A 25,477-nucleotide genomic window follows, 5' to 3' on the forward strand; every position below is an offset into this window, starting at 1 on the left:
AATTACCAATTACCAATTACCAATTACCAATTACCAATTACCCATGCCCAACTTCACTTACCAGGTCTGACACAAGGTGTTGGACTAGCAGAAGCGGGATCGGCGTAAATTGCTAAAGTATGATAATCTGGGGCATCTTTTTGGTATAACAATCTGAAAGTGTAAAGCTTAGTTTTACCCTGCGCTTCAGTAATCACTGTTAAAAGTGTATTATCCGTGCTGGGCAACCCAGGAATTTTAATTTTTTGAATTCGTCTGAGTTGAATAACATTTGCTCCTGAGTTCTTACAATCTGCTGAATTCATATTACTTTGTTGACCGAATTGCATACAAATCGGCCCATCAAAATCTATCGTTACTTGTGATGGATCATTTAACCAAACTTTTTTAATTGTTTCTCCAGCGGGAATAAAGCTTAAGTTTGTACCTTGTTGATAGGAAACTATCAAAGTGGGCACTACTCCTCCTAAACCCTGTGCTTGGCAGGAAAACATAGAACGGAGGACGCTATTAGCCACAGCACGACCTGCCATCATTAACATTGCAGCCGAAAAAATTAAGCTTGCCAGAGGTAAGAATTTCAATTTACCTGAGGTTTTTCCCCGAAAATTAGTGTATTTCATGGCTGCAAATAAGTGCTATGGTACAAGTTTGATTGAGATGTCAAAATAGTTTAATAAGAAGATGTTTGGAAAAAGCCAAAAACTTACTCCCCATTCTTGACTCTCTGAAGTAAGGTTTCTAAGATTCAAAAAGACTTTTCAAACATTCTCTAAAACTGCATTGTTTGATTGACATATATTTCAACTTCTCTGCCAGCTTTCATAAACCAAACATTGGTTTGTTGCATCATTTGAGCGATCGCTTGCTGATTACGTTGTGCTATTTGGGGGACTAAAGAGTTTAAACCACCTTCTACAACCCCAGCTGTAAGGTTGCGTCTGTTGTCAGTAATTTGAAAACAGTTAGTAGAACTAGTAGTACTACCATCACTACTAGTATAAGTGTTCGGAGTACATTGTACTTTGGTATCAGCACGATTAAATAACTCTGCTGCTTTACCGATACCTCCCAATACAAACAATCCTGCATCCATAGATGCTATGGATGAAGATGAATTGGGAAATTTACTTGCTATTAGAGGTTTACCTTGAGTGCCGCGAATAATAATCGCATTGTCTGGTAAGCTTCTTTCGCTGATATTACCATTCTTATCTTTAATAATTATTTTGACTACATCCAACTGCAAAAAGCCTTGCTCAGAGATGGAGCGAACTTCAGTTAATAGCTCTGTCTTTGCAGGTAGAGCAACGCTACCATCTATAGCTTTTAGTGGTTCTTTTAACTGCACAACAAAGGTGTTTTTGGCTTCGTCTTTGTCTTTATCGTTATTATTATTAATATTTCTTGATGAGCGAGTAGTTTCCCCAAATATAGCTGTTGCTAACAAAGCTTTGGCACTAGTCCCTACTTTCACAGATTTTGAGTTTTGCGATTGTGCTTGGCTCACTAAAGAATTTGGTTGTTGTGGCATTGGGTTAGGATTTGGGTTGATATTCTGTGATGCCACACTGGTATTGTTAAGAGGTGGAGGACTAGCTATATTAACAGCAGACTGACCAGTGAAAGACACTTGTCCGTAGCTACCCAACTTCGCCAATTTTGCCCACTGTTCGAGGGGGTCAGGTGGGGATGGTTGGGTGTTTGGGTTGACAACTGGCGGTGGTGGTGCTGATGGCAAAGCAGCAACAGGAATTTGTGGGCGAATAGCTTGTGGATAGGGAGGGTTTTGTATTGGACGCTCAACTGGTACTCTCTGAGGCACGTAAACTGTGCGTACAGGTGTTTGTTGTGTCGTTGTGACTCTGTTTGTGGAAGCAGGTGAGGCTTGTACCCGTTGACTAGATGGAGTTGCTGAACGAGAACCAGTAGTGGTTGTAAGTCTCAAATTTTGTTGTGCTGCTGTCACCGCGTCTGCTTGTTCAGCTAGGGCTAATTTTGTTTTGAGAGTCTCAACTTCCTGTTCTAAAGCTTGCTGGCGGGATTCAGTCGTTGGTTGCGATTTGGCTGTTGAGGAAACTAGATTATTTGCTGGCTTTTGGTTGGTACTACTCATTAACTGCGATAGAAACACGCCAGCCACCATAACCATAGTTAAGGTAGCACCGCCCACCAAGGCTAATTTAGCGAAGGGGTTAGATGAAAGAGGTTGCTGTGTTGGGATTTCTTGTGGTTGAGAAGCCTCTGACTCTGGGACGGTAGACTCTTCTGTGGCTTCGACATCAATAGTTGGTGATTCTTCTAGCAAGCCAACTAATCTTGCCATCTTAGATTCCCAGTTTGAAGAATCTACTTCGAGTTGGGAATTTTCGTTACTTAGAGTATCTGGATTTTTTGCAGAAATTGAATAAGAAGTCATTGTGTATAGCTTGGTTGAAATTTCAAGAACAATTTTTATCTGTTGTTGCACATATATTGTAGATTTTCAACCTAGCTTGGCCAAGCCGGTAAGCTGCAAAATGCCACGGCAATGGCCCAACATCTGGCAGTGAAGTTGCTTGCTGATCTATTGCTTCGACAAAGATTTGTTTATTAAATGGAGTTGAAGTTCCTATATTGTCATAACTGCTAAAAGTTAATTGATTGGCAAGCATCTCTACCTTCCACCTACCCTCACCTACTGCTATTGGTTGAGAAATTTTTTCTATTACCAAAACCTGTTCAGTTCCTCTTTTGAGGTCTGCCAACTGGGGAGTTGCACTTAAATTTGTAATTTCTGATTGAAATTTTGGTTTTAAATCATTAGTTAAAAGTTGTGAACTAATTTCCCAAATTGTTTTTGGCGGTTGTCGTTCTGACCAGGTAAGCATGAGGGTCATAGTTTCACCCACAAAGCGGCGAATTGTCTCTGGATTTCGCTCGACACTTGGTTTGGGGTCTACGGTTATCGCCTGACCATCAACAAGTTGTACTAAACTTTGAGGTGTTAATTGTCGGCTTAAATTTTTTAACAGAGAACTGTGGAACATTAGTAACAGTAAGGTGAACAGATGTAAGCCAAATGTTCCTACAGCTAACAATGGTAAAATACTGCTTTTTTTATTTTCTGTTTTTAGGATTTGCATAAATAGACTTGTCAGTTGTCAGTTGTCAGTTGTTAGTTGTAATATCGTTTTTTTGTGAGGCTGGGCCAAACCTTTTTAACTTTTTATTTCTTTGTGTTCTTGGCGTTCTTTGCGGTTCGTTTCTCTTTCTTATACTTAAGTCATAATATAGTTGAGCGCATCTTCGTACAAAATTGGTAAAGTTGTCATTGGTATTAGATTTTGGCAGTTTTTATGTAAATAGATTTTTGGAAATATGTAAAATCAAATTTATCTGATGAAGTTGCCAGATTTATTTCTATTGGTACATTGCTTTAATTGCTCTTCTGTTAAGTTGCTATATTCATCTAACAAACACAGATTACGAATTTCATAAATTTCTAGTTTATCAGCGCGGTTGCTATAAATTGCTTTTTGCAGGTCGGTACTATTATCGTTTTGGGGATAAGGATAATAATCCACTGCACGAACGAGTAAATCTTTATTAAAAGGAGTTATTTTGCTTCTATTATCAATTCGTTTTTTTTGAATTAGGTCAGCTACCATCCCGACTCGCCATTTACCTGGGGCTATTTTTTTAGGTGGATAAACTCGTTTGATCACTAACTGTGCTGACATAGCTTGGTTGGGGTATGTAGCAAAAACTTCTGGTGGTGTCATTTGAGCGATCGCACTTAAGAAACCTTTACGAAAATCTTCTGATATGGCAAAACTAGCTACCCAACTACTAGTAGTAACTTTTTTGCTCCCTGCTACAGGTGTTTTCACCAGTATTCCAGGATCTGGTTGGGGTTTTGTGACTTCTTCAATGCTTGTTGGAGGTAAAGTTCCAGACCAGTTAAACATTGATGTCATGGTTTTAGTCACGAATTGTTGAATTGCTTCAGGGCTTCTTTCTAAATCATCAATAGCACCTACTGGTTTACCATCGATCATCTCTACAAAGTTAGGCGGCTTTCTCAGACTTAGTTGACGAATTTGCAACCCTTGGAAGATGAATAAAAGTATTACCAATAGATGCAGACTAAAAGTAGCGATCGCAAACGTTGTTAAAATATTCCCGGTTCGTTGTCTCTTCTTGTTGAGTAAATTTACCATCTTCTCATCCCACAACTACAATTTATTAATTACATTTGATGACACTGACTTTTTTAATTACGAATTACGAATTACGAATTACGAATTACCTATATCTTGTCCCTCACAAAAGAAGCTGTGTTACTAATAGCGTTAAAAACTGCAAATCCTCCTGCACCAGCCACAATCAAAGATAAAATTGGTGCTAAAATTCCGAGAAAAATTATGAACCACATCAAATCTGGATCGGCGTTATAATCTTGTCCTGGGCCATTAATAATGACTGCGGCAGTCAACACTGCAATAATATTGAATGATATCTTGGCGATTCCAGCAGATAAAAACCCCGTCAACCATGCAAAAATTGGTTTTCCAGCTACGGGAAGCAAAGACCCACCTACAGCCAATGGCCCTAAAGCTGCAATAAGCAACATGGTAGCTTCTATTAAATTCTGAAAAGCATATTGTAATGAAAATAAAAAGTTTTTAATAGTAGTTTGTACCGTGTTACCCAACAAAGCATTAAATGTAGTGTCTGATATAGCTCCTGTATTAAATCTAATCTGATTTACCTGATTTTCTAGCCTATCTATCCAAACTTTATTTCCATATAAATTTCTATATTGTAGCCAAAGAGTATCGATTTTTTCACCAGCTTGGGCAAAGCATTGGGTTTGTTGTTCACCTGTTAGTGACTGACAAGGACGTAGTAAAGAACCAGCTACTTCTTCAGCAACACTCAAACTCACTGCTTGCTGATAAGTTTGATCAACATCAACTGTGGTGATTACTTGTTGATTGACATTATTAAGGAAATTTCTCACACCTAATGTCAAATTAGAAAGGATGCTACCATTGTCAGAGTTGCTTAATAGCAAGACTACCAAAATAGGCCAAATAAAAGCTGATATGGGACGGGAATATTCGCTGTATATCAAATCTCTCAGCCATTGAATCATAAAAAACAGCAGAGTTCCGACTGCAAAAAAGATGCCTAGATTTGTCAGCGCTCCATATAAGTTATTAGTTGTGTTATTTTGTAATAAATTTAGCCATTGATTATCCCAACTTTCGGCGATGCTTCTGGCTGTTCTAGTACCATTATCGATAGTATCGTTGATGCCAAGTTGAGCAAGTATTGGCAAAATCTGAATCTGCATTTTGACTTTCTCTGAGAAAAAAGGTAGATGAATAGACTACATGTACGAATATTTGGGAATGAGATTTTTTTTCACGCAGAGGCGCAGAGGCGCGGAGAGTATGAGAGTTTTATCTGTTTATTAGTTATGGGTTGATTCGTACAAGTGTCTAATTATGAATACTAATTTTCAAGTTTTCTCCCAAATAAGTCTATTTGAGCAGTGGTGCGTAAAAGTCGTGCTGCTTCTGTTGATGCATCTACTCTACGCGCACGATTCGATTCTTCCATCTGCTGAGAAATGTTTGCTAGATTTAAGTTAGAGTATTGCAGAGATTGATTTGTCTGCAATGTTTGAGCATATGTTTCTGCTACAATTTTCACTTGTTCTTGTTGTATTCTCACGGTTTGTTGGTTGACAGTTAACAAAGAAAGTATTCCGCTAAATTGCGGATTATTTAAATTTGTAGCTTGTTTGGCTTGATTGATAAATTGCTCGATGATATTATTATTTTCATTGCTGGTTTCGCTAATACTTTTCAGTACTTCCTCAGTATTTTCTAACTTCGTTTTTGTTCGATTCTGAGCATCTGTTCCTAGAACACCTGTTACAACTCCACGGGTGAGAAGACGATTGAGTTCATTATTAACTGACCTTGCTTTCAATGATGGATTATTCTCAAATTTATCTGAAACAGAATAGTTATTAATATAATCTTGAATTTGTTGTCCAGCAGCAACAGGGTTTGGTATATTCAAATCACCATTAGCACCAGTAATATTACTTTGAGTCTGCAACTCTAGAGGCTTTAAAGTTTCGCTGAGATTATTGCTCAAATAGTTTTGCAAATCTGTAGAGTAAGATTTAAAATCAGTCCAAACATTGCCTAGTTGTGCTGTTGCTGGTAAGACTACTAATAAAGACAAAGTAAGTGTCAACAATGTAGTTTTACGCATGAGTTTATACCTCTAATAGCATAGTTAATGATGAGTCGATTTGACTCCTCTTCATACCTCTACCCTATCAGTAAAGAGGTTTCAAATGAGCTAAATTTGATTTTGTAGGCTAACGCACCATCCTAGATTTTCGGTGCGTTAGGACTATCGTCCATAACGCACCCTACTAGCCGAATTACGAATTACGAATTACGAATTACGAATTACGAATTACGAATTACGAATTACGAATTACGAATTACGAATTACGAATTACGAATTAATATTACCTCCCTTCTTAACTACCCTTGAGTGAAGCAACTAACTGACGTGCAAATGCAGAAACCGCTTCGTATTTATCACTGTAATGGCGCATCGCTTTTTGACGCGCAGCTTGTTCATGAGGATTGTTAGCAACTACTGCTAATTGTTCGTAACCTGGATAATAACGGCAAAAAGTATAAATGCCATTATCATCTAGTAGCCATTGGCTGTAAACTCCTTCTTTGCGAGGGAAAAAGCTTTCTGTAGCATTACGCGAAATAATCTCGCGGGGATATTTCAATATGTTGATAAAACTATCAACCGCCACTGGCTGAATACGTCCAATCAATCTTGTTGTTAAGTTTTGTAAAATCTTTGATGCTGCTTTTGATTTGGCAATGGTGTCGGGGTCTTGGGCTGATAATATAACTCTGATACCAGCTTTAGCGCCGTTTGCACAAATTCTGCCAACTAAGTCAGAAATTTGGTCAAATTCAAATAGAATTGGTGCTTCATCGATAAAGAATATGGAAGCTGGACTGCTTAATGCGCGTCGCAATGCTGCTGAATAAGCACTCAAAGATAGTACGGCTGCATCTTCGTTATCGGATAGGTTTCTTAGTGCAAAAACCAAAAGCTGTGCATCGGTGGGAAAGCTAGATGGTGCAGAAATTGATTGTCCGACGCGACTAGAAAGCCAGAATTGCAAGCGTAGGTGAATTTGACTTAAAGCATCTTCAACTCTACCACTCATGGTATCTAACAACAGATGTTCTGGTGAGCAGAAGTAGAGAAAATCTCTTAATGTGGGGGTTTTTTGCCAAGCGTCGCTACCAAAACCTCCTGCTATTGCTTGACGATATCGCTCTTGGATGCCTTCATCGGCAAAGAAGGCTCTTAATGCTAAGTTGAGAAGGGAACGGACGGTTTGTGATAGTAGCTGATTTTCTGTGGATGAGCCTAAAACCATCGTCATTAAGGCTGATTCTAGAAAACCAGTATAATCGAGCAAGCGATCGCGCTGTTCTTCTGGTGATAGCGATCGCAAATCTGGCTGTTCAAATAAGTTATTTGATTGTTTGGAAATATCAAAATACGCCCCATTCCCTTCCATAAACTCTGTATAGTCGGTAAATGTAGACGTACCATCTGGTTTAGGAAAGTCTAATGCGATTACAGGAATCCCATGAGCTAAAGCTTGAGTTAAAATTCCTGACACTAATACCGATTTACCTGCACGAGTTGTGGCAAACAATGCTAAATTTTTATGTTGATTAAATAAATCTAGATGTACTGGTGTACCCCCTTCTTCAGAAATCAACTCAAAACCGTGCTTATCACCTGCTTTAGTTAACACTAAAGGCATTAATCCCGGAACTTCACTTGTTAAATACAGCTGTCGGCGGTTAAAGGGTGTTACTAATAAACCTTCCCAAACTATCGGTAAAGATTGTAACCAAATTTTCCAGGTATATTCTGTTTCTCTAATTACCTGTGCGGGACGTTGAAAACAGTTTTCTATATATCTTGTAGCTTCATCTAATTTTTCTACACTGGGACGATGTACAAAAATTGCTATACCTGCATAAATAGGTACTGCGCCTTCAAATAATTGTTCTTGTGCTGCTACAGATTTCTTTAACTTTAATTGGGCATTAACATCAATAGTTTTACTTTTTTCTTGAGCCATGATGGCTGTCATATTTGACTGCTTCAGCACTCGTTGTAAGGTAGTTTTCACTATTGCCGGATTTGCCGCAGTTAATTGACAGAAAATTTCTGTATCTACTACTGTTTCTCTTGCTAGGAGTTCCCAAAAATAACGCAGTTGGGCAAATTTATTCGACCAACCACCGGGTTTCTCTAGAAATGTGAGTGCGCCAATGTAATTATTCTTAACATTAATCCAGCGGCGATCGGCAGTCGGTACACTAGATTCCATCAGCAAAGTTGTACTGTGGATATTTTCTACGAGCAATTTGCTACTATTTAAATCGGAAGCAACTTGTTCGTGTATACCGTTTTCATCTAAATGAATTAATTGAGGAATTTCTATAGGCTCTGTATCATTAAATCGTCTCCAGATGTTTTCCCAAAGTTCAGCGGCTGTCAAAGGCTTAATCTGCAATCCCATTTTGTTGGATAACAACTGCTCCCAGCGAGAAAAGCCTTGTTGGTAAGCATTATTGATGATAGTTTCAATACGCTGGTTTTCAGCATCTGCCAGTTCACCTTTAAATTTCAACCACCACAATTCAGCTTTACCTAAAAGTTTTTCTATCCAATCATCAGCATTTGTCGCATTTGGTTCAATGGTATAAGTAACATAAATCCGCAGAAATTTTGGCTTGCGAATCCCAGAACTAGTTAGTTCTCTAGCTCTGGCTCGTTCTGCCATCAATAAATATTTGATATCCCGTGATGGTGTATGCTTGATTAAGTCTGCTAGTTCTTGTTGGCGCTTTTTATCTGAACTAAAAGACCCCATATGCAGTGTCATTTTTTCACCGTATGGTATGTCTTTTAGACCAGATTCGATATTATTAAAAATAGTATCTATTTGTTCATCTCTTAAGGTCGTATGAATACCCCGACATTCAAAACCAAAAACGAAGCAAAACCTATCCCTTTGGGTTCCTTTTGTCAAAATATAAGCGCCAATATCACGCCCATTCAGCGAGATGCGTAGCATTGTTGCCAGATGTAAAGCATCTTCAAATGGTGTTAATCTTACGTCTTGACCTGCGATGCCTATGCTTTTTTTTCCGATTTTTTGCTTCATGGTTAACTTCCAGCAAGCTTTGATAACGAGCAAAGCCTCTAGTCCAAGTGGGAACTCCAATAAATTTACTTAAAAAGCGCCAACTCCTACCACCAGTTAATATCCACCAAGTCGCTATTCCCCAACCTGCAATTAGTATTGTCCACAACCATCTTTGAAAATCGTCTGGGAAAAGTCCCCCAAAAATTCCATTGACAATAAAGTATGAAGTTAATGCAATGACTATCCAGGGAAAAATCTGATCGGCGGGAAGTGGCCCTAAAGATGGTTGACTACCTAATATTTGATTAACTGGGCGAAATTCTTGTTCCCCTTTTTCAGCCATAACACATTTTTGAATTTTGCTCGATTCTACTAGAAATAATTACCTACCACTACTATCACCAATTACAAAGCCTGTGAGTACATCGGCAACAGTCACAGCCAGTACGACCAATAAAGGAACTCTCGCGACACTTTGCCAATCTTCATCTTTCCGCACTGCGTTAATTACACCAATTAAAGAAATGGCTATATAAAGTAAATAAATTCCTCTCAATACGTTGAAAATTAAACTTACTGCTGTGTTAGTACCAGTACTATTTGTTGTTGCTCCTTGTGTCAGGTTGTTTTTAAAGAAATCTTCAGCTTTCTTAAAAAATTGTGCTTGTGCAGGGGCTGCAAAGTAGTCTAACCAAAACAAACTGAGAATTGTGACTACTGCCAATATTTGTAATGGTACAACCCATTTTTTCGGTAAGTCTACTTGCTGACCAATTTTGTGTATGACTATTGCTATCAAACTGCCAAGTAGCAAGCAAAAAAGTAAGATAGGGCTTTTTAAGCTGATGACGCTTAAAAATACAGCGCAAGCAAGCAGAAAAGGTACAGATTCAATTAGGCTAAGATAGCAAAATTCTAGTATGCCTTTTAATTTATAAGATGTTTTGGTAGCACGACCAGCTACAACTTGGTAAAACTTTCTCACCTGATAACTCTTTCTAGACATGTGCTAATTTTCCTGCTAATTATTGATTACCAATATCGTAATTTTATCTGAGTTGTCATCATTACAAACTTCATCTTAAAATTCGATGAATTTACATCGTTTAACAATCAATTATGATGTTAGTTTATAATACCTACTTATCATATTAAACATTATTAAGACTTTGTTAATGCCTTTTTAATATTTGGTTAAATATATACTTGATTAAGGCTTATTTTGGGTTTTTATAATAGTCACAAAACTGCAAAAATTTGCTATTTCCAAGTTTCGAGCCTCATTTACTCTTCGACTCATCTATTGACAATGGAAAAAAATCTATCCTGCATACTATTGGAATTGCTATAAATGATTGATAACTTTGCCAGATGCTGTAATTACCTGTTCCACATTTGGCGTTGCATATCTAATAATATTGACTGATGACAGCCATTGGTCAACGACCTCCTGCTTTTTTAGTGTGCTTGAGCTAATTACATGCAATTTTTAATTCTATTATTTTTGATTTACTCCTTTGCTAGGTTACTTTTAGGTAGATTATTGAGGCATATTGACGAAGATTTATGTTTTTTGACAACTATCTTCTAAAATAGTGCAGGTACTAAAACTTGCTACGCTCTTGCTACCACAATCACCCCTCTCGACTAGAAAATCCAGTTTTGATTTTAACGCCAAAAGGAAAGTTGTCAAAAACAAAACTGGCAGTTCTTGATTTACTGCCGTGGTTTTAAGACAACTACAATACAGACATATACTGGTCATTGATAGCCATCACATCGATATAGCGCCAGTTAAGCACCTAAGTATAAACTTATCATTATTATCATTGTGCGACAATTTCCCAGGCAGATGGATGAGTTTTTCTGCGGTATGGCTAATTTGTACAAAGCCATATCTGACACAAATCCCAGTGTGTCTACGCCCGCCTTCACACCACCTTTTATACCACTGTTGTATAGTTCCGGTGTATTGCTCTTTACCACGGGAATCATGTCTAGAATTTTATCAAGTGCGATCGCTCGCCTTTGCTCATGTTTTGAATCATCACTATAGCAAGTTAGTTCTATGTAATTACCTACACCTTACTTGATTTCGAGGTGAGCCTTTGCACATTTTTGTTAAAAGATTTGAAAATTTAAGTAATTTTGTCAAGTTTAGCACAATTGTATCAGTTTTTTTTTATACAAAAATAATATTCACTATTTTTAGCCCATACGGTTAAACAACCAAAACTAGGTGTAGGCTGAGTGGGGAAAGGAGAAAAAGTTGTATTTTTTACACCCAGAAGCGAAATCAATAAGGGTACAGAGCTTTCCATCAAATCGTAGTTTTGGTGGTCTTTAATTAGTGGGGGGAAGAGAGCAAACACTAATTACCCCACACCCCACACCCTTGTTTTTGACCTATATTTCGACCCAGACTCGCACATGTTAATAACCCAGATGCCTGATTCTAGACATCTGAGTTTCTGTCAAAGTTTCTTAATTTGTGACTGGGCTGACAAGTTTAAATTTTATGCTTGATGTGTGAATAAAGAAGTTCGCGATCGCTTTGGGGATCGACAATCAAACATTGACAATTGTCTCCACCGGCATGATTTCCCAGGACGACAGCAACGCGACCCTTGGGGCAAACTCCCAAACAACTGGTGCTGACAACTCGAAATTCACCCCATAACCCCTCAAATTTCAGCCGAGATTTCAGCCAATTCTGTAAATCTTCTGAAGCCGTTGCACCTCTTTGATCGGAGCCAGATGGCGATCGCTCTTTCGCACACTGTGAACACACAAGCACTAAACCAGACCCCCACCGAGAAGAAACAGTAGGAATAGTAACGCTTGACGGGTGAGAATTGAGGGGTGATGGTTGTTGAGAATTGTCAGAAAATCGCTGAATGATGCTTTTGATCAATCGCTTGATATACTTTTTCAGCTTCTTCATAGACAACCCCATCTATTTCTCTGACAGGATAGTGTAAATTTCCCGTTTAGTCTCCTCAAGTAGCTCCCGCACCCGATTCATCCGCTCTACATTGCCGCTACGAGCCACCTGTATCACAACAGTAGCTAACTCTCCTACTACATTCCGCAACTCGATAAACTCTTGAGGCTTGCCTTTCACAAAGCTCTTGAAAGCATCCCAAGGAGAATCTGAGGTTTCCTGTTGGGCACGTTCTGCTAGTAGTTGTCTACCTTGCTCTGTAATCGTATAAACCCGCTTACCGCTTTGCTGTTCGCTCGTCAGATAACCCCCTTCTTCTAACATTTGGAGCGTGGGATACACCGAACCAGGACTGAGGCGACGAAAGCCCCCATAGCGGGCTTCCATCGCTTTAATCAGGTCATAACCATGACTAGGGCGCTCAGATAACAATTCCAACAGCAAAAACTTGATATCACCCCGACGAGTGCGGTATTCATCTCCCCAACCACGACCAAACATCTCATCAACAAAGTGCTTGCCATGATCTTTTCCATGATGATGACGATGCTGGAAGTGATGGCTGACATGGAATGGTTCGTCCTGGCTTATTCCTGCCCATGCCGGTGTGGGAACACGAAAGCGAAAGTGTCTAAACATAGGTAAATTTGAAATCAACTTTCTCTACTATACGATATATCGTAACATATCGCGATATATCGGAAAAATATTGATGACTGATGACTGTTAACTATTGACTGATGACTATTGACTGTTGACCGTTGACCGTTGACTGTGAACAGTGGGATATTTTTTATTTGGAAGTCCGTTATCAAATTTGCTCTAAAACCAAACACATATTAGAAAACTTCCCCAGTCCCCATTACCCAATCCCCAGTCCCCTTTAGCCAATGGATCAAAATCAGATCAACCTTCTTGAGTTGAAACTACGTGCAAAGGCTTTGAATGAGCGCAAAGCCGCTCTAGACGAACTGGCTACGTTGCCATCTGAAGTTGCTGTGCCCATACTCCAGAAGCTAGCTATTGAGAAAGACGTTGCATTGTGTCGCCTCGCTGTGATGGGTTTGGGTAATCACCGCACTGAAGCTTCATTTCAAGCTTTGCAAGAAATTTTGGAGCATAACCAAGATGCTAACGTGCTATCAGAAGCAGCGAATTCACTTTTGGAATTTGGCGATGTGGCGATTCCCCTGCTGCAACAGCTATTTGAGCGGTCTGACAACTGGTTAGTTCGTTCCTCAGTGATTTATATGCTGATGGAAACCCAGCATTACGAGGTTTTATTAGCTTTGGCAATGGATTCTCTTGAAGATGAGACACCAACTGTTCAAGAAGCAGGCATTCTCGCTTTAGGTCAAGTGTTGAAATCATCCTTGAAAAATCAGGCTTTGGCATTGTTAACAGAACTTGCAGCAGATTCATCTTGGCAAAAGCGGTGGCGAGTTGCGATCGCACTTGCTGGCTGTCAAGACCCCCAAGCCAAGCAGTTAATCGCTAAACTCCAGCAGGACGAAAATTTTCGGGTAGCAGCAGCAGCTTTAGAAACTGCATCAAAATAGAAATTTGGGAATTGGGAATTGGGAATTGGGAATGGGGGTGATAGTTAGATTGCTACAAGCAACACAAGCAACAAATGTATCCCAAACATAAATTAGCAGTAAGCTGTTTTAGGGACTTTTAAATAAAAAATATCCCATTCTAATTGTTCATTCCTGACTCTTCACAGTCATCAGTCATCAGTCCACAAATCTACTATGGCAACAATTAACGACAACTACCTCAAGCTGAAAGCGGGTTATCTGTTTCCGGAAATTGCACGACGGGTTAATGCCTTCGCCGAAGCCAATCCCGATGCTAAAATTATCCGTCTAGGCATTGGTGATGTCACCGAACCATTACCAGAAGCTTGCCGTACAGCTATGATCAAAGCTGTAGAAGAAATGGGCGATCGCGCTACCTTCAAAGGTTACGGCCCAGAACAAGGCTACGCCTGGTTACGGCAAAAAATTGCTGCTCAAGATTTCCAAGCGCGGGGAGCAGATATTGATGCATCAGAAATCTTTATTTCCGATGGTTCCAAATGTGACACTGGTAATATTCTCGAAATCTTCGGTCATGACAACATCATTGCCGTTACAGACCCAGTTTATCCCGTATATGTAGATACCAATGTTATGGCGGGAAATACAGGAAATGCCAATGATCAAGGTGAGTTTGAAGGCTTGGTATATCTACCAATTTCCGCAGACAACAACTTTACTGCTGAGATTCCCTCAAAGAAAGTCGATTTAATTTATCTGTGTTTTCCCAATAACCCCACTGGTGCAACTGCTACCAAAGAACATTTAAAAGCATGGGTAGACTACGCCAAAGCCAATAACTCAATTATTTTCTTTGATGCAGCCTACGAAGCGTATATCACCGATCCTTCGATTCCTCACTCCATCTATGAAATTGAAGGTGCCAGAGAAGTTGCGATCGAGTTTCGTTCCTTCTCCAAGAATGCAGGCTTTACTGGAACCCGTTGTGCATTAACCGTCGTACCCAAAACCTTGACTGCAAAAGCAGCCGATGGTTCAGATGTGGAACTGTGGAAACTGTGGAACCGTCGCCAATCGACCAAATTCAACGGTGTGTCCTACATCGTCCAACGGGGAGCAGAAGCAGTTTACTCTCCAGAAGGACAGGCACAAATCAAAGCATTGGTGAGTTTTTATTTAGAAAACGCCAAAATTATTCGTGAACAACTGACAGCAGCCGGTTTGGCTGTATATGGTGGCGTGAATGCACCTTATGTTTGGGTGAAAACCCCCAATGATTTATCTAGTTGGGAATTCTTTGATAAATTGCTCCACACAGTCAACGTTGTCGGGACACCTGGTTCTGGATTTGGTGCTGCGGGTGAAGGCTACTTCCGAATCTCAGCATTCAATAGCCGGGAAAATGTAGAAGAAGCAACCAGGCGGATTACTGAGAAATTCAAAGTGTAATTCGTAATTCGTAATTCGTAATTCGTAATTCGTGAGGCAGCCACCGTCTTGGACGCCACATCCTCTACTTGGGGAGACCCCAAGACCGGAGTGGCTCCGCTTTCCGTCGTTAGCGCAGCGTTAGCGAGTCTCCGAGCGTCTGGGGGACTGCCGTTAGCAAGAGCGTTAGCGAGCTTGCGAGCGTCACCCGAAGGGTAATTCGTAATCAAGAAAGTTAGATATGGTCTGCTTTCGGGGTTTGAATGTGTTGCCGGATTTTAGATAATTGGTGTAATACCAATTTTGGATTTTGGCTCAAAGTCTTGACCACAAGACTGTTCCGTGGAATCTCAAACAATACCACTTATCCAAAATTGGTATCAAAGTTTCTAATGGGCAATGCCCACCCTACTAACTCAATTACGAATTACGAATTACGAATTACGAATTATGCGGGTAAACTTGCAAACACTTGGTTGACTATCTCCTTAGTTTTATCTTCCAAACGCAGCCAATCTACTTCACCGAGTTCATCAATTAAACTAGTATCGATATTAACTGCTTCGTTCTCTGGACTATAGTCAAGAAAACAAACTTGATAACACAGTTCCCACAAATCAATACTGACTTGTTGCTCTTGACGTTGCAAATTCAGATGATATCCTGGATGGGGCATTGGCAGACGAGCAAGGGTGTCTCTGATTCTGTCTCCTCGTTCTGGTGTTGCGGTTTCCATTTCTTGCAACAACTGAGTTACTAGCGTTTTCGTCTCATCAGTGGTGCTAGCTGGCCAAATTAGTACATCTTCGTAAGTTCCCTTCCAGGCAGATGCATCAAGATGTTTACGAATATTATCGATAACGCGAATGAAAGCAGGTTGCATGAGGAGTTCAGCATACTGCCATGTCACTGGGTTTGTTATTCTAGGTGGCATCGGTAATCAACAGGGGCACTAAAAGAAGAATTAACAGTCTGCATTTATTAAAAAGCTGAGTTTTAGTCTAAATCTTTTCTCAAGATAGCGGATTTCATTGCAGAAAATTTGGAGATATTTATTACTAGCTGGAAAATTTAGGTAATAACTCTGGGGAATAATATGATAGGCAAGCTATTAGACCATCGTTACCAAGTAATTAAAGTCCTTGCCGCAGGAGGATTTGGTCAAACTTACATTGCCCAAGATACCAGGCGACCGGGAAACCCGATTTGTGTTGTCAAGCATCTGCAACCTGCTACTGACCCCAGAGTTTTTGAAACTGCGAAGCGTCTATTTAACAGCGAAGCCGAAACTTTAGAACAACTGGGGAACCATGACCAAATACCCAGGTTGCTGGCTTACTTCGATGAAAATCAAGAATTTTATTTAGTACAAGAATTTATTGAAGGACATACCCTGACAGAGGAACTCATACCTGGTCAGCAATGGAGTGAAGAGCAAGTAGTTCAACTGTTACAGGAAGTTCTGGGCATCTTAGAATTTGTTCATGCTCAAGGTGTGATTCACCGAGATATTAAGCCAGATAACATTATTCGTCGTGCTTCTGACAATAAGTTAGTTTTAGTAGATTTTGGGGCAGTGAAGCAATTGCGATCGCCACTAGTGACCGTTGGCGGACAACCCACTGCGACAGTAGCTATTGGCACTCCTGGTTATATGCCGACAGAACAAGGGCAAGGTAAACCCCGTCCCAACAGTGATATTTATTCCCTTGGCATTATCGCTATCCAAGCACTCACAGGAGTACCGCCAGCACAATTGCAAGAAGACACTGATACAGGTGAAATCCTTTGGCAGCATTTAGCAAACGTTAACTATCGATTAGCAGCAGTGTTAACCAAGATGGTGCGTTATCACTTCAAAGACCGCTACCAAACGGCGAAGGAAGCACTGCAAGCATGTCAAAACGTCCTTAATCCTGTGTTGGCAGCTGCCAAACCACAAGAATCTGTAAAAAATCACAGTTACCAACCTACTAATCCTGTATCTCAAGTATCTCGCCAGCCAACTGTTGCTGTTGCACCAGCAAATCCTGCCACTGCCAAACCAAACCGCCAGAGAAACTCTAATAAAACCGACCCACTGCCGCTTTTAATTGGCATATTATTAGCAGGTAGTGCTGCTGCCTTAGCAGCAAATGTATTTCCAAATATCAAAGATTTCGCTGCTAATTTTACAGGCAATAATGCTGCTACAACAGGCAAGTGTTCGGCTGTGGTTGTAGGTAATTCTAATATTCGTTCCGAACCAAGTTCTATTAATTCTGATAATGTTTTGCGAACAGTTGGCGATGATACTAAATTTGAGGTGACTGGCAAGCGGACAAAACGAGGTTGGGTAGAAGTTAAACTTAACTCTAATCGTTCGGCTTGGGTAAACTCGCAAGTGATAGCCAATAATGATCAATGGATTTCTTGCCTCCGGGATCAAGGCATTGCCATTAAAACAGTAGATGATAGTTCTTTAATTACTTCTCTACCAGTTCCCAAACCCAGACAAAAATCTAGAGATGTAGTAATTCCATCGTCAGAAATATCAAAAATACCAACTTCGGAATCAGAAAATTCTGACTCGGAAAAATCAGTGCAATCGCAGCCTAGTGTTGATAGTGGCAAGATTGTAGAACAAGCAAAAAAGAAGTATGATTCAGGAGATATAGTAGGAGCGATCGCACTCCTAAAATCAATTCCGGCAAATGCTTCTTCTAGTATTAAAGAAACAGGTGCCATGATTAACCAGTGGCAACAAGATTGGGCAAAGGCAGATGCTTTATTTAATGACATCAACAAAGCATTAGAAGATGGTCAATGGGATAAAGTTTTAGATTATAAAAACCACCCTGAAAAGTTGCCTAATACTCAGTACTGGCGAAATAAAATAGAACCGTTATTTAAACAAGCAGCCGCAAATTTGGCCAAACAGGTACTTGAGAATACTGAAAAACCAGCTAAACAAAATCATTCTCAGCAGGAACTTCCTAATACCGAGAAACCAGCTAATAGAAGCAATCCCCAGCAGGAATTACCCAATACTGACACAACAGAGGCAACTCCTGAAGGTGGGCTGTAGGGGTGCAGGGTGGCAGGGGTGCAGGGGTGCAGGGGAGAAATAACAACTGACCACTAACCACTGACTACTGACAACTAACTCTTAACTCCTAACTTCCCCCAACTGACATAGGGGAGTTTGGCAGCTGTTTGCCGTATTTGGTTGGTGTTAGCTACCAACTGACCGCAAGCGTCCCAGCTGCCAGAAATGAACATGTTTCTAGAACCTTCGCCTATGGAAACTGAAGCAGTATAATCACCAATTTGTACTTGCAAGGTTTCCAGATTAATTGTCACTGGTGCTTGAGGATTGGCGGCTACTAAATCTTGCAGTTGTTTAACAGTGGCTGCATCAACTGTCACACAGGGTATACCCATTGCCACGCAGTTACCGAAAAAGATTTCCGCGAAGCTTTCGCCGATGAGGGCTTGAATTCCCCATTTTGCGATCGCTTGTGGTGCGTGTTCCCGCGATGAACCGCAGCCAAAGTTACGGTTAACGATTAACACTTTCGCGCCCTGATATTGGGGTTGATCAAAGGGATGTTCACCTTTGAGTGCTTTACGGTCATCAATAAACGCCCCTTCGCCTAACCCATCAAAGGTAACGGCTTTCAAATAGCGGGCCGGGATAATGCGATCGGTGTCTATATCATCACCCACTAAAGGAATACCACGCCCTGTAACTTTTTTAACTTCACTTACCATAAATTTATCGAGATAGCTAGACGAAAATAAATACAATCATCCAAGTTGGGAATAGGTAATGGGTAATGGGTGAGATGTGATGGCTAATAGTAAAATCCAATTCCCAATTCCCAATTCCCAATTCCCAATTCCCAATTCCCAAAATTACAACAACTCCCGCACGTCTGAGACTTCACCTTTAATTGCGGCAGTGACAACCATTGCCGGACTCATCAGCAATGTGCGGCCAGAAGATGAACCTTGTCTGCCTTTGAAGTTGCGGTTGGAGGAAGAGGCGCTGATTTGTCTGCCTTGAAGTTTATCGGGGTTCATGGCCAAACACATCGAACATCCGGGTTCACGCCATTCAAACCCAGCTTCTTGAAAGATTTTATCTAGACCTTCGGCTTCTGCCTGTTCTTTGACCCGTTCAGAACCAGGAACAACAAAGGCTTTAATTCCTGCGGCTACGTGGCGACCTTGGGCTATTTTGGCGGCTTCTCGCAAATCGCTAATCCTGCCGTTGGTGCAGCTGCCAATGAAGCAAACATCAACTTTCGTACCTTTGATGGGTTGACCTGGTAACAAATCCATGTAGCGGTAGGCTTCTTCAGCTACAAAGCGGTCTTCTTCGGGCAATTCTTCAGGCTTGGGAACTAACTGATTAATGCCAATACCTTGACCGGGTGTGATTCCCCAAGTCACAGTCGGGGGAATTTCGGCAGCGTCGAATACCACAACATCATCGTATTCAGCATCAGCATCGCTCTTAATAGATTCCCACCAAGCGATCGCACTCTCCCATTCTGTATCTTTGGGGGCAAAGTCTCTACCCTTGAGGTAATCATAGGTGACTTGATCAGGATTGACGTAACCGCAACGGGCACCGCCTTCGATGGCCATGTTGCAGACTGTCATCCGTTCTTCCATGTTCATTTGCTCAAAGGTCGTGCCTGCATATTCATAGGCATAACCGACACCGCCTTTCACGCCAAGGGTACGAATGATATGCAAGATGACATCTTTAGCATAGACACCAGGGTTGAGGGTGCCGTTAACTTCAATTTTGCGGACTTTTAATTTCGAGAGGGCGAGAGTTTGGGAAGCCAGAACATCCCTAACTTGACTAGTACCGATGCCAAAAGCGATCGCCCCAAATGCCCCATGACTGGAAGTATGGCTATCTCCACAAGCGATCGTCATTCCTGGTTGTGTCAATCCTTGTTCTGGAGCAATCACATGAACTATACCTTGATTGCCAGAACCGATGTTATGAAAGGTGATGCCATTTTCTTTACAGTTCTGCTCTAGGGCTTGGATCATTTCTTCTGCCAAGCTATCAGCAAAGGGACGTGACTGATTTTCTGTAGGCACAATATGATCTACAGTAGCCACTGTCCGTTCAGGAAACAGTACTTTTAGACCTCGTTCCCGTAACATAGCAAAGGCTTGGGGACTGGTCACTTCATGAATTAAATGTAGCCCAATAAATAGTTGCGTCAGCCCTGAAGGAAGTGTACCAACGGTGTGTAAGTCCCAAACTTTATCAAACAGGGTACCTTTGCTCATACGTCAATGGTGATTAAACGAGTCAGACTCTTTATGGTATCAAAAAAAGTCAGGCTTGTTCTCTACGATTTACAGTAATTTTCAAACATTGACTTGTTCGTTGCTGGCTGTCAAAATTTTTACTGAACTCATCAAGTCTTCATCTACTTGAAGTGGGACTTCATTTCCTAGAAGGATAGAGCGGGAATACTAGAGTCTATAGGGTTGAGCAAGGTGGTTACCTATGAGCCAAAAATCTTCTATTTCCAAGACTTGTGCTTGTTGCCATGTTGCACACTGCCAGAGTGGGGAAGCAGGCAGACTCTTTCTCTGGTTTCCTGTTCCACATACCTTGACAAAAGTCACCTCTTACTTACAAGAGTTTGCTTTTGAGTATGAACTGATGCCAGGGCGACCAGGTATGAGTTTGAACTGTAAACCAGGACAAGCCAAAGAAATAGCCCGTAACTTGGCTCAAATACTTACACCGAGAGAATTAACAGAGACGCAAGTCCTTTTCATTCGAGGCGCTATCCAACCTCAACTCCAGGATTTTAGTGACATCGCCTCATTGCAACGCTTCATTAAGTTCAGCCAGTCTGAGTGGTTGGTTGAAATGCTGCTAAGGGAACGATTTACTAATTATTTCCAACCCATTGTCTCAATTAACGATACATCCCAAATTTATGGATATGAATCACTCTTGCGAGGACTGGATGAGCAAGGCAATTTAGTTTTGCCAGGGCCAATGCTGGAGTTAGCAAGCGAGGCTGGACTTTTGCCACAACTCGACCGACTTGCACGCCTTGGCACCATCACTCAAGCCACCCGCCATCAAGTTAGGGGGCAGATATTCATTAATTTTGCACCAATGGCACTTTATGACCCTGTTTCTTGCCTTCGCAGTACTGTGGAGGCAATTGATCAAGCGGGTATTTCCCATGAACGAGTTGTTTTTGAATTTGTGGAGTCAGACAATACTCAAGACATCAACCATCTGAAGGCGGTGCTTCAATACTACCGGGATCGTGGGTTTTTAGTAGCCCTTGATGACCTGGGTTCTGGCAATTCCAGCCTCAACTTGATGCATCAGTTACGCCCAGACTTTATCAAGTTGGACATAGGGTTAATTCGAGATGTGTATCAAGACCCGTACAAAGCTGCAATTACTGAGAAGCTTCTAGAAATTACTCAAAAGTTAAACATCCAAACCATTGCTGAAGGAATTGAATGCATTGAGGAATTGAATTGGCTGCGAGAACGAGGTGCAACTTTTGCTCAAGGGCATTTGATTGCTGGGGCCAGTGCGGTGCCTGTGACTGCAACCCCTAAATTTGATACAAATGGCTTAATTCTTACATCAGCACATTCTCAGCAGCTTGTGCAGTGTGTCCAACACCAAACCGAGTCTGAGCGAATTATCGCTGCGGTGACGCAACGCATCCGACAATCGTTGGAGTTAAACGAGATTTTGCAAACCACAGCAGCCGAAGTGCGACAATTATTTGAAGTAGACCGAGTGGTAATCTATCAGTTTGCGCCAGACTGGAGTGGCTCGGTGGCTGTAGAATCTCTAGCACAAGGGTGTATGTCCATTCTAGGATTTCACGTGATGGACACATGCTTTCAATCTACCCATGCAGTTTATTACCAACAAGGCAATACTAGAGCGATTGAAGATATTGAAACAGCAGGATTATCCCAGTGTCATCTTGAGCTACTGCGGAGTTTGCAAATCCGGGCTAACTTGGTTGTGCCCATCTTACACCAAGAGCGTTTGTGGGGATTATTGATTGCTCATCAATGCCGTAACACCAGACAATGGCAGCAATCGGAAATTAACTTGTTTAATCAGTTAGCATCCCAAGCTGCGATCGCTATTCAGCAATCTGAACTTTACCAGCAATTACAACTAGCAAACCAGGAATTACAACGTCTGGCCTCTTTGGATGGTCTGACCCAAGTGGCAAATCGACGCTGTTTTGATGATACTTTGAATGCACAGTGGCAACAATTGACACGAGAGCAAGCTTCGCTTTCTTTGATTTTGTGTGATGTAGATTGCTTTAAGCTTTACAACGATACTTATGGACATTTGGCAGGAGATGATGTTCTTAGAAAGGTTGCCAAAGCCATCTCTGTGACAGTTAAACACCCTGCTGATTTAGTTGCTCGGTATGGTGGAGAAGAGTTTGCTGTCATTTTACCCAATACTGATCTGGCAGAAGCCATTGCAGTTGCAGAAGATATTCAGAGTCATATTAGTGCATTACAACTGCCTCATCCCCATTCTCAGACCAGTGAATTCATTACCTTAAGTATTGGTGTAGCAAACATCACTTCTAATAGCCAATTATCTCCTATAACTTTAATTGCTGCGGCTGACCAGGGACTCTACCAGGCAAAAGCACAAGGAAAAAATTGTGTAGTGCAAATCGACTGTGACAATGCTGGGGGTAAGTAGAAGGCTCTTGAGCAGGGGAGCAGGGGGAGCAGGGGGAGCAGGGGGGCAATGAGGGTGAGAATAACTAAAGCAATTGCCAATGCCCAATGTTCATAAAGGCTACTTGGATCTGTGGTTTACCAGAAGCGTTGTTCTCATGCCTTCAAGCAGAATACCATTTGTATAGACAATTGAGTTGCTGTTCTATCTTTTCGACTTCTTGAGTTTGAAGTTGTTTGTATAGCTCTCTAAATCTCCTGAATAATACCAGAAATTCTCTTTGCTCAGGGGTTAGCTCAACAGATGTTTGTTGATCTTCGTATACAAGCATTTTCCACTCTTCATAGGTGATTTTTTGCTCTGCTTGTTCAAGTTGCTCATCAACGGTTGCTAACTCCAGAATTAATTCTTTTGCAGGATGCTGTGCTTTGCCAAGATAAAGTTTTGTAACAGCCTCTTCGTGAACAGACCAATAAAACTCGCTGGCTACGTAGGGATACAGCACAAAGCTGAATTGTTCTACAAACTCATCAGGTAACACAGCGGGTTCTCCACCATCTCGGTGGAATGATTCTGTTTCTATTTGCCACATGTAATCTAAGTGACCAAATGCTTGCCGATAGCCTGCAACTGAGTTACCGAATGGCAGTCTAGGATGTTCAGTTGGGTAGTGTGTACCTGCGTCAGGTGCTAAAAACACTACAAAAACGCCGCCTGTCAGCAGTGGCAAATGCTTATACCAACTGTGGACATCTTTCAGATGCTTAACAAATCGCTGGTGTTGCTCAATAGTTGGAAGTGGTAGCGATCGCATCAACTCATCTGAGATGACAATATTAGCTTTTTCCCAGAAACTGCTCATTTAACTCCATTGGTTGGTTCACCAATCAACAGCGCGATCGCATTCTATCCCAATCCTTCCTTAATGCCTCTACCGTACTCTGTTGCACTACAAGTGCGATTGCCCGTAATTGTCTCTAGTTTATCATATTTACCATGTGCTAATTTTTTCAGTTATCTGCATATTTGTGGGTATTTACTATTAATTCTCTGTATGCAACTACACCGTAAAAATTATTGATAACTTTTCTCTAAATTCATGACTATAAATTCTTGCCATTTTGTATGTTTAGTAGCAATTCATTCAGTCATAATTCAGTACATTTATTTGATTTTGGTAAATATAAATGCATATAGCTAGTAATTTAACTGGAAACTTTTTCAAAAAATTTTCTTTTGATTTCAGCCGTTTATGCTCTATAAAAGCCATTTTACGGTTATTTCTCAATATCGTAGTCTCATATAGCTTTATTGTAAAAGTATATTAATTAACTTTAAATAGAACGCGAGATTGCGGTCTTTTATCATGACTGAATTTTTACATTAGAGCCTTTTCAGTATTACCTGTAACAGAATCCTAGTGAAATTCATCAAATCTTGAAAAAGAAAAATCAGAGTAGTCTTATGAAAGAGCTAAAGTTTTGTTAAGATGCAAATGCTAGGAGTTTCTTCACGGGAATTATTCACTCAACGCTTGAAGAAGTTAAAAGTACTAGCAGCATAGAGTTAAAAAAAGGTGAAGCAATGACCACCTACATTTTCTTTGACGATGCCCTCCGGATGCTTACCAATGCCTTTTTGCTATCAGCAGTGCTGCTAATCGCAGCTTCTGGTATAGGTTTGGCAGTCATCGAAACGATTGAAAAGACAGGAGAACGCTAAACTTAGCCCTGGTGGTTGGTGTACTTTTTGTCGAAAGGCATTGAGTACGGGTGTTCACCGTGAAGTTATCCTGGGAACACTAAAACCAGAAAGTCTCACAGCGTTGCTGTATTACCTGAAAGTAAAGAAACGTAAAGGTGATAGTACCGCATCTGAGACCCAAATCCAGGAGCGAACTACAATGGGTTTATTTGATACAGTATTAGGCAAGCAAAACCAAGTCCAAGAATTATTTAGTCCAGCGGAAGCTTTTGCTGCTATCACCCTGGCCGCGACAGCCTCAGATGGTTATCTTTCTGATGAAGAAGCCCGTGGGATCTCTGCTGCGCTGTCTCGGATGAAGCTTTTTAGAAGTTATTCTGATGAGGTAATGAACAGGCTGTTTGACAAACTCCTGGGCATTCTCCGGCGGGATGGAATCAATACGTTGTTTAATATGGCGAAAGAATCTCTACCCCAAGACTTGCGGGAAGCAGCTTTTGCAGTAGCGACGGATCTGGTTTTAGCCGATGGGATCGTAACTCAAGAAGAACACAGCTTTTTAAATGATCTATATTTGGCTTTGGGTGTTTCCAGTGAGATAGCACTGCAAATAGTGCAGGTGATGTTAATCAAAAACCACGGTTAAGGTGATATTGCAGAATAATTACTTCAGTATAACCAAGCTTTAAGTATTATATAAATCAAGTGTGCCAAAGGAGTATAGCTCTCTTTGGCAATGCTTTTAGGATATTTGTGAAGTGCGATCGCACCACAATCTGTAAAATATTAACCTTAGTGCTTTATATTTTCTTTAAAGAATTACTAGGATTAAGAGAATTTTCTTTTTCTACTCA

Annotated in this window: 22 protein-coding genes; 7 read left to right on the forward strand and 15 right to left on the reverse strand. The window is 40.8% G+C overall.

Annotation, left to right across the window (positions count from 1 at the left end; genetic code table 11):
- Nucleotides 1-53 precede the first annotated feature (53 nt).
- The 9 genes from I8748_RS08370 to I8748_RS08410 all read right to left on the reverse strand — a co-directional run bounded on the left by I8748_RS08370 (nt 54) and on the right by I8748_RS08410 (nt 10,289).
- Nucleotides 54-623, reverse strand: a complete 570-nt coding sequence (locus tag I8748_RS08370) for a hypothetical protein (RefSeq protein ID WP_198124165.1) — start codon at nt 621-623, stop codon at nt 54-56.
- Between the two features lie 149 nt (nt 624-772).
- A complete protein-coding gene (locus tag I8748_RS08375) occupies nt 773-2,419 on the reverse strand; it encodes a TrbI/VirB10 family protein (RefSeq protein ID WP_198124166.1) in 1,647 nt (548 codons plus the stop codon).
- 22 nt (nt 2,420-2,441) lie between these two features.
- Nucleotides 2,442-3,125, reverse strand: coding sequence for a hypothetical protein (locus I8748_RS08380; RefSeq protein WP_198124167.1), 684 nt, complete (start codon nt 3,123-3,125; stop codon nt 2,442-2,444).
- Between the two features lie 249 nt (nt 3,126-3,374).
- Nucleotides 3,375-4,202: a hypothetical protein gene (locus I8748_RS08385; RefSeq protein WP_198124168.1), complete on the reverse strand. Its 828-nt coding sequence runs from the start codon at nt 4,200-4,202 to the stop codon at nt 3,375-3,377.
- Nucleotides 4,203-4,291: 89 nt separating this feature from the next.
- Complete coding sequence (locus I8748_RS08390) at nt 4,292-5,341, reverse strand: hypothetical protein (RefSeq protein WP_198124169.1); 1,050 nt, start codon at nt 5,339-5,341, stop codon at nt 4,292-4,294.
- Nucleotides 5,342-5,502: 161 nt separating this feature from the next.
- Nucleotides 5,503-6,276 (reverse strand): hypothetical protein, encoded by a 774-nt coding sequence (locus I8748_RS08395; RefSeq protein ID WP_198124170.1) that lies wholly within the window; start codon nt 6,274-6,276, stop codon nt 5,503-5,505.
- Nucleotides 6,277-6,553: 277 nt separating this feature from the next.
- A complete protein-coding gene (locus I8748_RS08400) occupies nt 6,554-9,301 on the reverse strand; it encodes a hypothetical protein (RefSeq protein ID WP_198124171.1) in 2,748 nt (915 codons plus the stop codon).
- Nucleotides 9,234-9,626 (reverse strand): hypothetical protein, encoded by a 393-nt coding sequence (locus tag I8748_RS08405; RefSeq protein WP_198124172.1) that lies wholly within the window; start codon nt 9,624-9,626, stop codon nt 9,234-9,236. The genes I8748_RS08400 and I8748_RS08405 overlap by 68 nt, the downstream gene beginning before the upstream one ends.
- Nucleotides 9,627-9,665: 39 nt before the next feature.
- Nucleotides 9,666-10,289 carry a hypothetical protein gene (locus tag I8748_RS08410; RefSeq protein ID WP_198124173.1) on the reverse strand — a complete coding sequence of 208 codons (624 nt, stop codon included), beginning with the start codon at nt 10,287-10,289 and terminating at the stop codon, nt 9,666-9,668.
- Between the two features lie 825 nt (nt 10,290-11,114).
- Between I8748_RS08410 and I8748_RS08415 the strand changes: the two genes are divergently transcribed.
- Nucleotides 11,115-11,339 (forward strand): hypothetical protein, encoded by a 225-nt coding sequence (locus I8748_RS08415; protein WP_198124174.1) that lies wholly within the window; start codon nt 11,115-11,117, stop codon nt 11,337-11,339.
- Nucleotides 11,340-11,792: 453 nt separating this feature from the next.
- On the opposite strand, the gene I8748_RS08420 is transcribed toward I8748_RS08415, so the two are convergent.
- Nucleotides 11,793-12,227 carry a (2Fe-2S) ferredoxin domain-containing protein gene (locus tag I8748_RS08420; RefSeq protein ID WP_198124175.1) on the reverse strand — a complete coding sequence of 145 codons (435 nt, stop codon included), beginning with the start codon at nt 12,225-12,227 and terminating at the stop codon, nt 11,793-11,795.
- A 12-nt stretch (nt 12,228-12,239) separates the two neighbouring features.
- Nucleotides 12,240-12,866 carry a PadR family transcriptional regulator gene (locus I8748_RS08425; protein ID WP_198124176.1) on the reverse strand — a complete coding sequence of 209 codons (627 nt, stop codon included), beginning with the start codon at nt 12,864-12,866 and terminating at the stop codon, nt 12,240-12,242.
- 251 nt (nt 12,867-13,117) lie between these two features.
- On the opposite strand from I8748_RS08425, the gene I8748_RS08430 reads away from it, so the two are divergent.
- Together I8748_RS08430 and I8748_RS08435 are read left to right on the forward strand one after the other, a co-directional pair.
- A complete protein-coding gene (locus I8748_RS08430) occupies nt 13,118-13,786 on the forward strand; it encodes a HEAT repeat domain-containing protein (RefSeq protein WP_198124177.1) in 669 nt (222 codons plus the stop codon).
- A 195-nt stretch (nt 13,787-13,981) separates the two neighbouring features.
- The gene (locus I8748_RS08435) at nt 13,982-15,217 is read left to right on the forward strand and encodes an LL-diaminopimelate aminotransferase (RefSeq protein WP_198124178.1); all 1,236 of its coding nucleotides are present in this window, start codon (nt 13,982-13,984) and stop codon (nt 15,215-15,217) included.
- Nucleotides 15,218-15,644: 427 nt separating this feature from the next.
- Here I8748_RS08435 and I8748_RS08440 read toward each other — a convergent pair whose 3' ends face one another.
- Nucleotides 15,645-16,130 carry a hypothetical protein gene (locus I8748_RS08440; RefSeq protein WP_198124179.1) on the reverse strand — a complete coding sequence of 162 codons (486 nt, stop codon included), beginning with the start codon at nt 16,128-16,130 and terminating at the stop codon, nt 15,645-15,647.
- 162 nt (nt 16,131-16,292) lie between these two features.
- Here I8748_RS08440 and I8748_RS08445 point away from each other — a divergent pair, with 162 nt between their 5' ends.
- Complete coding sequence (locus I8748_RS08445) at nt 16,293-18,263, forward strand: serine/threonine protein kinase (protein ID WP_198124180.1); 1,971 nt, start codon at nt 16,293-16,295, stop codon at nt 18,261-18,263.
- A gap of 74 nt (nt 18,264-18,337) precedes the next feature.
- Here the strand turns inward: I8748_RS08445 and leuD are convergent, their stop codons facing one another.
- Both leuD and leuC read right to left on the reverse strand, forming a co-directional pair.
- On the reverse strand, nt 18,338-18,949 hold the full coding sequence (leuD, locus tag I8748_RS08450; protein ID WP_198124181.1) for a 3-isopropylmalate dehydratase small subunit: 612 nt from the start codon (nt 18,947-18,949) through the stop codon (nt 18,338-18,340).
- 144 nt (nt 18,950-19,093) lie between these two features.
- Nucleotides 19,094-20,497 (reverse strand): 3-isopropylmalate dehydratase large subunit, encoded by a 1,404-nt coding sequence (gene leuC, locus I8748_RS08455; RefSeq protein ID WP_198124182.1) that lies wholly within the window; start codon nt 20,495-20,497, stop codon nt 19,094-19,096.
- A 223-nt stretch (nt 20,498-20,720) separates the two neighbouring features.
- Here leuC and I8748_RS08460 point away from each other — a divergent pair, with 223 nt between their 5' ends.
- Nucleotides 20,721-22,940: a diguanylate cyclase domain-containing protein gene (locus I8748_RS08460; RefSeq protein ID WP_198124183.1), complete on the forward strand. Its 2,220-nt coding sequence runs from the start codon at nt 20,721-20,723 to the stop codon at nt 22,938-22,940.
- Between the two features lie 142 nt (nt 22,941-23,082).
- Here the strand turns inward: I8748_RS08460 and I8748_RS08465 are convergent, their stop codons facing one another.
- A complete protein-coding gene (locus tag I8748_RS08465) occupies nt 23,083-23,781 on the reverse strand; it encodes a hypothetical protein (RefSeq protein WP_198124184.1) in 699 nt (232 codons plus the stop codon).
- Between the two features lie 722 nt (nt 23,782-24,503).
- Here I8748_RS08465 and I8748_RS08470 point away from each other — a divergent pair.
- A complete protein-coding gene (locus tag I8748_RS08470; RefSeq protein ID WP_198124185.1) occupies nt 24,504-24,641 on the forward strand; it encodes a hypothetical protein in 138 nt (45 codons plus the stop codon).
- Nucleotides 24,642-24,822: 181 nt separating this feature from the next.
- Nucleotides 24,823-25,269 (forward strand): tellurite resistance TerB family protein, encoded by a 447-nt coding sequence (locus tag I8748_RS08475; RefSeq protein WP_198124218.1) that lies wholly within the window; start codon nt 24,823-24,825, stop codon nt 25,267-25,269.
- Nucleotides 25,270-25,477 lie beyond the last annotated feature (208 nt).

This window comes from Amazonocrinis nigriterrae CENA67 (assembly GCF_016056305.1).
GTDB classification, from domain to species: Bacteria; Cyanobacteriota; Cyanobacteriia; order Cyanobacteriales; family Nostocaceae; genus Amazonocrinis; species Amazonocrinis nigriterrae.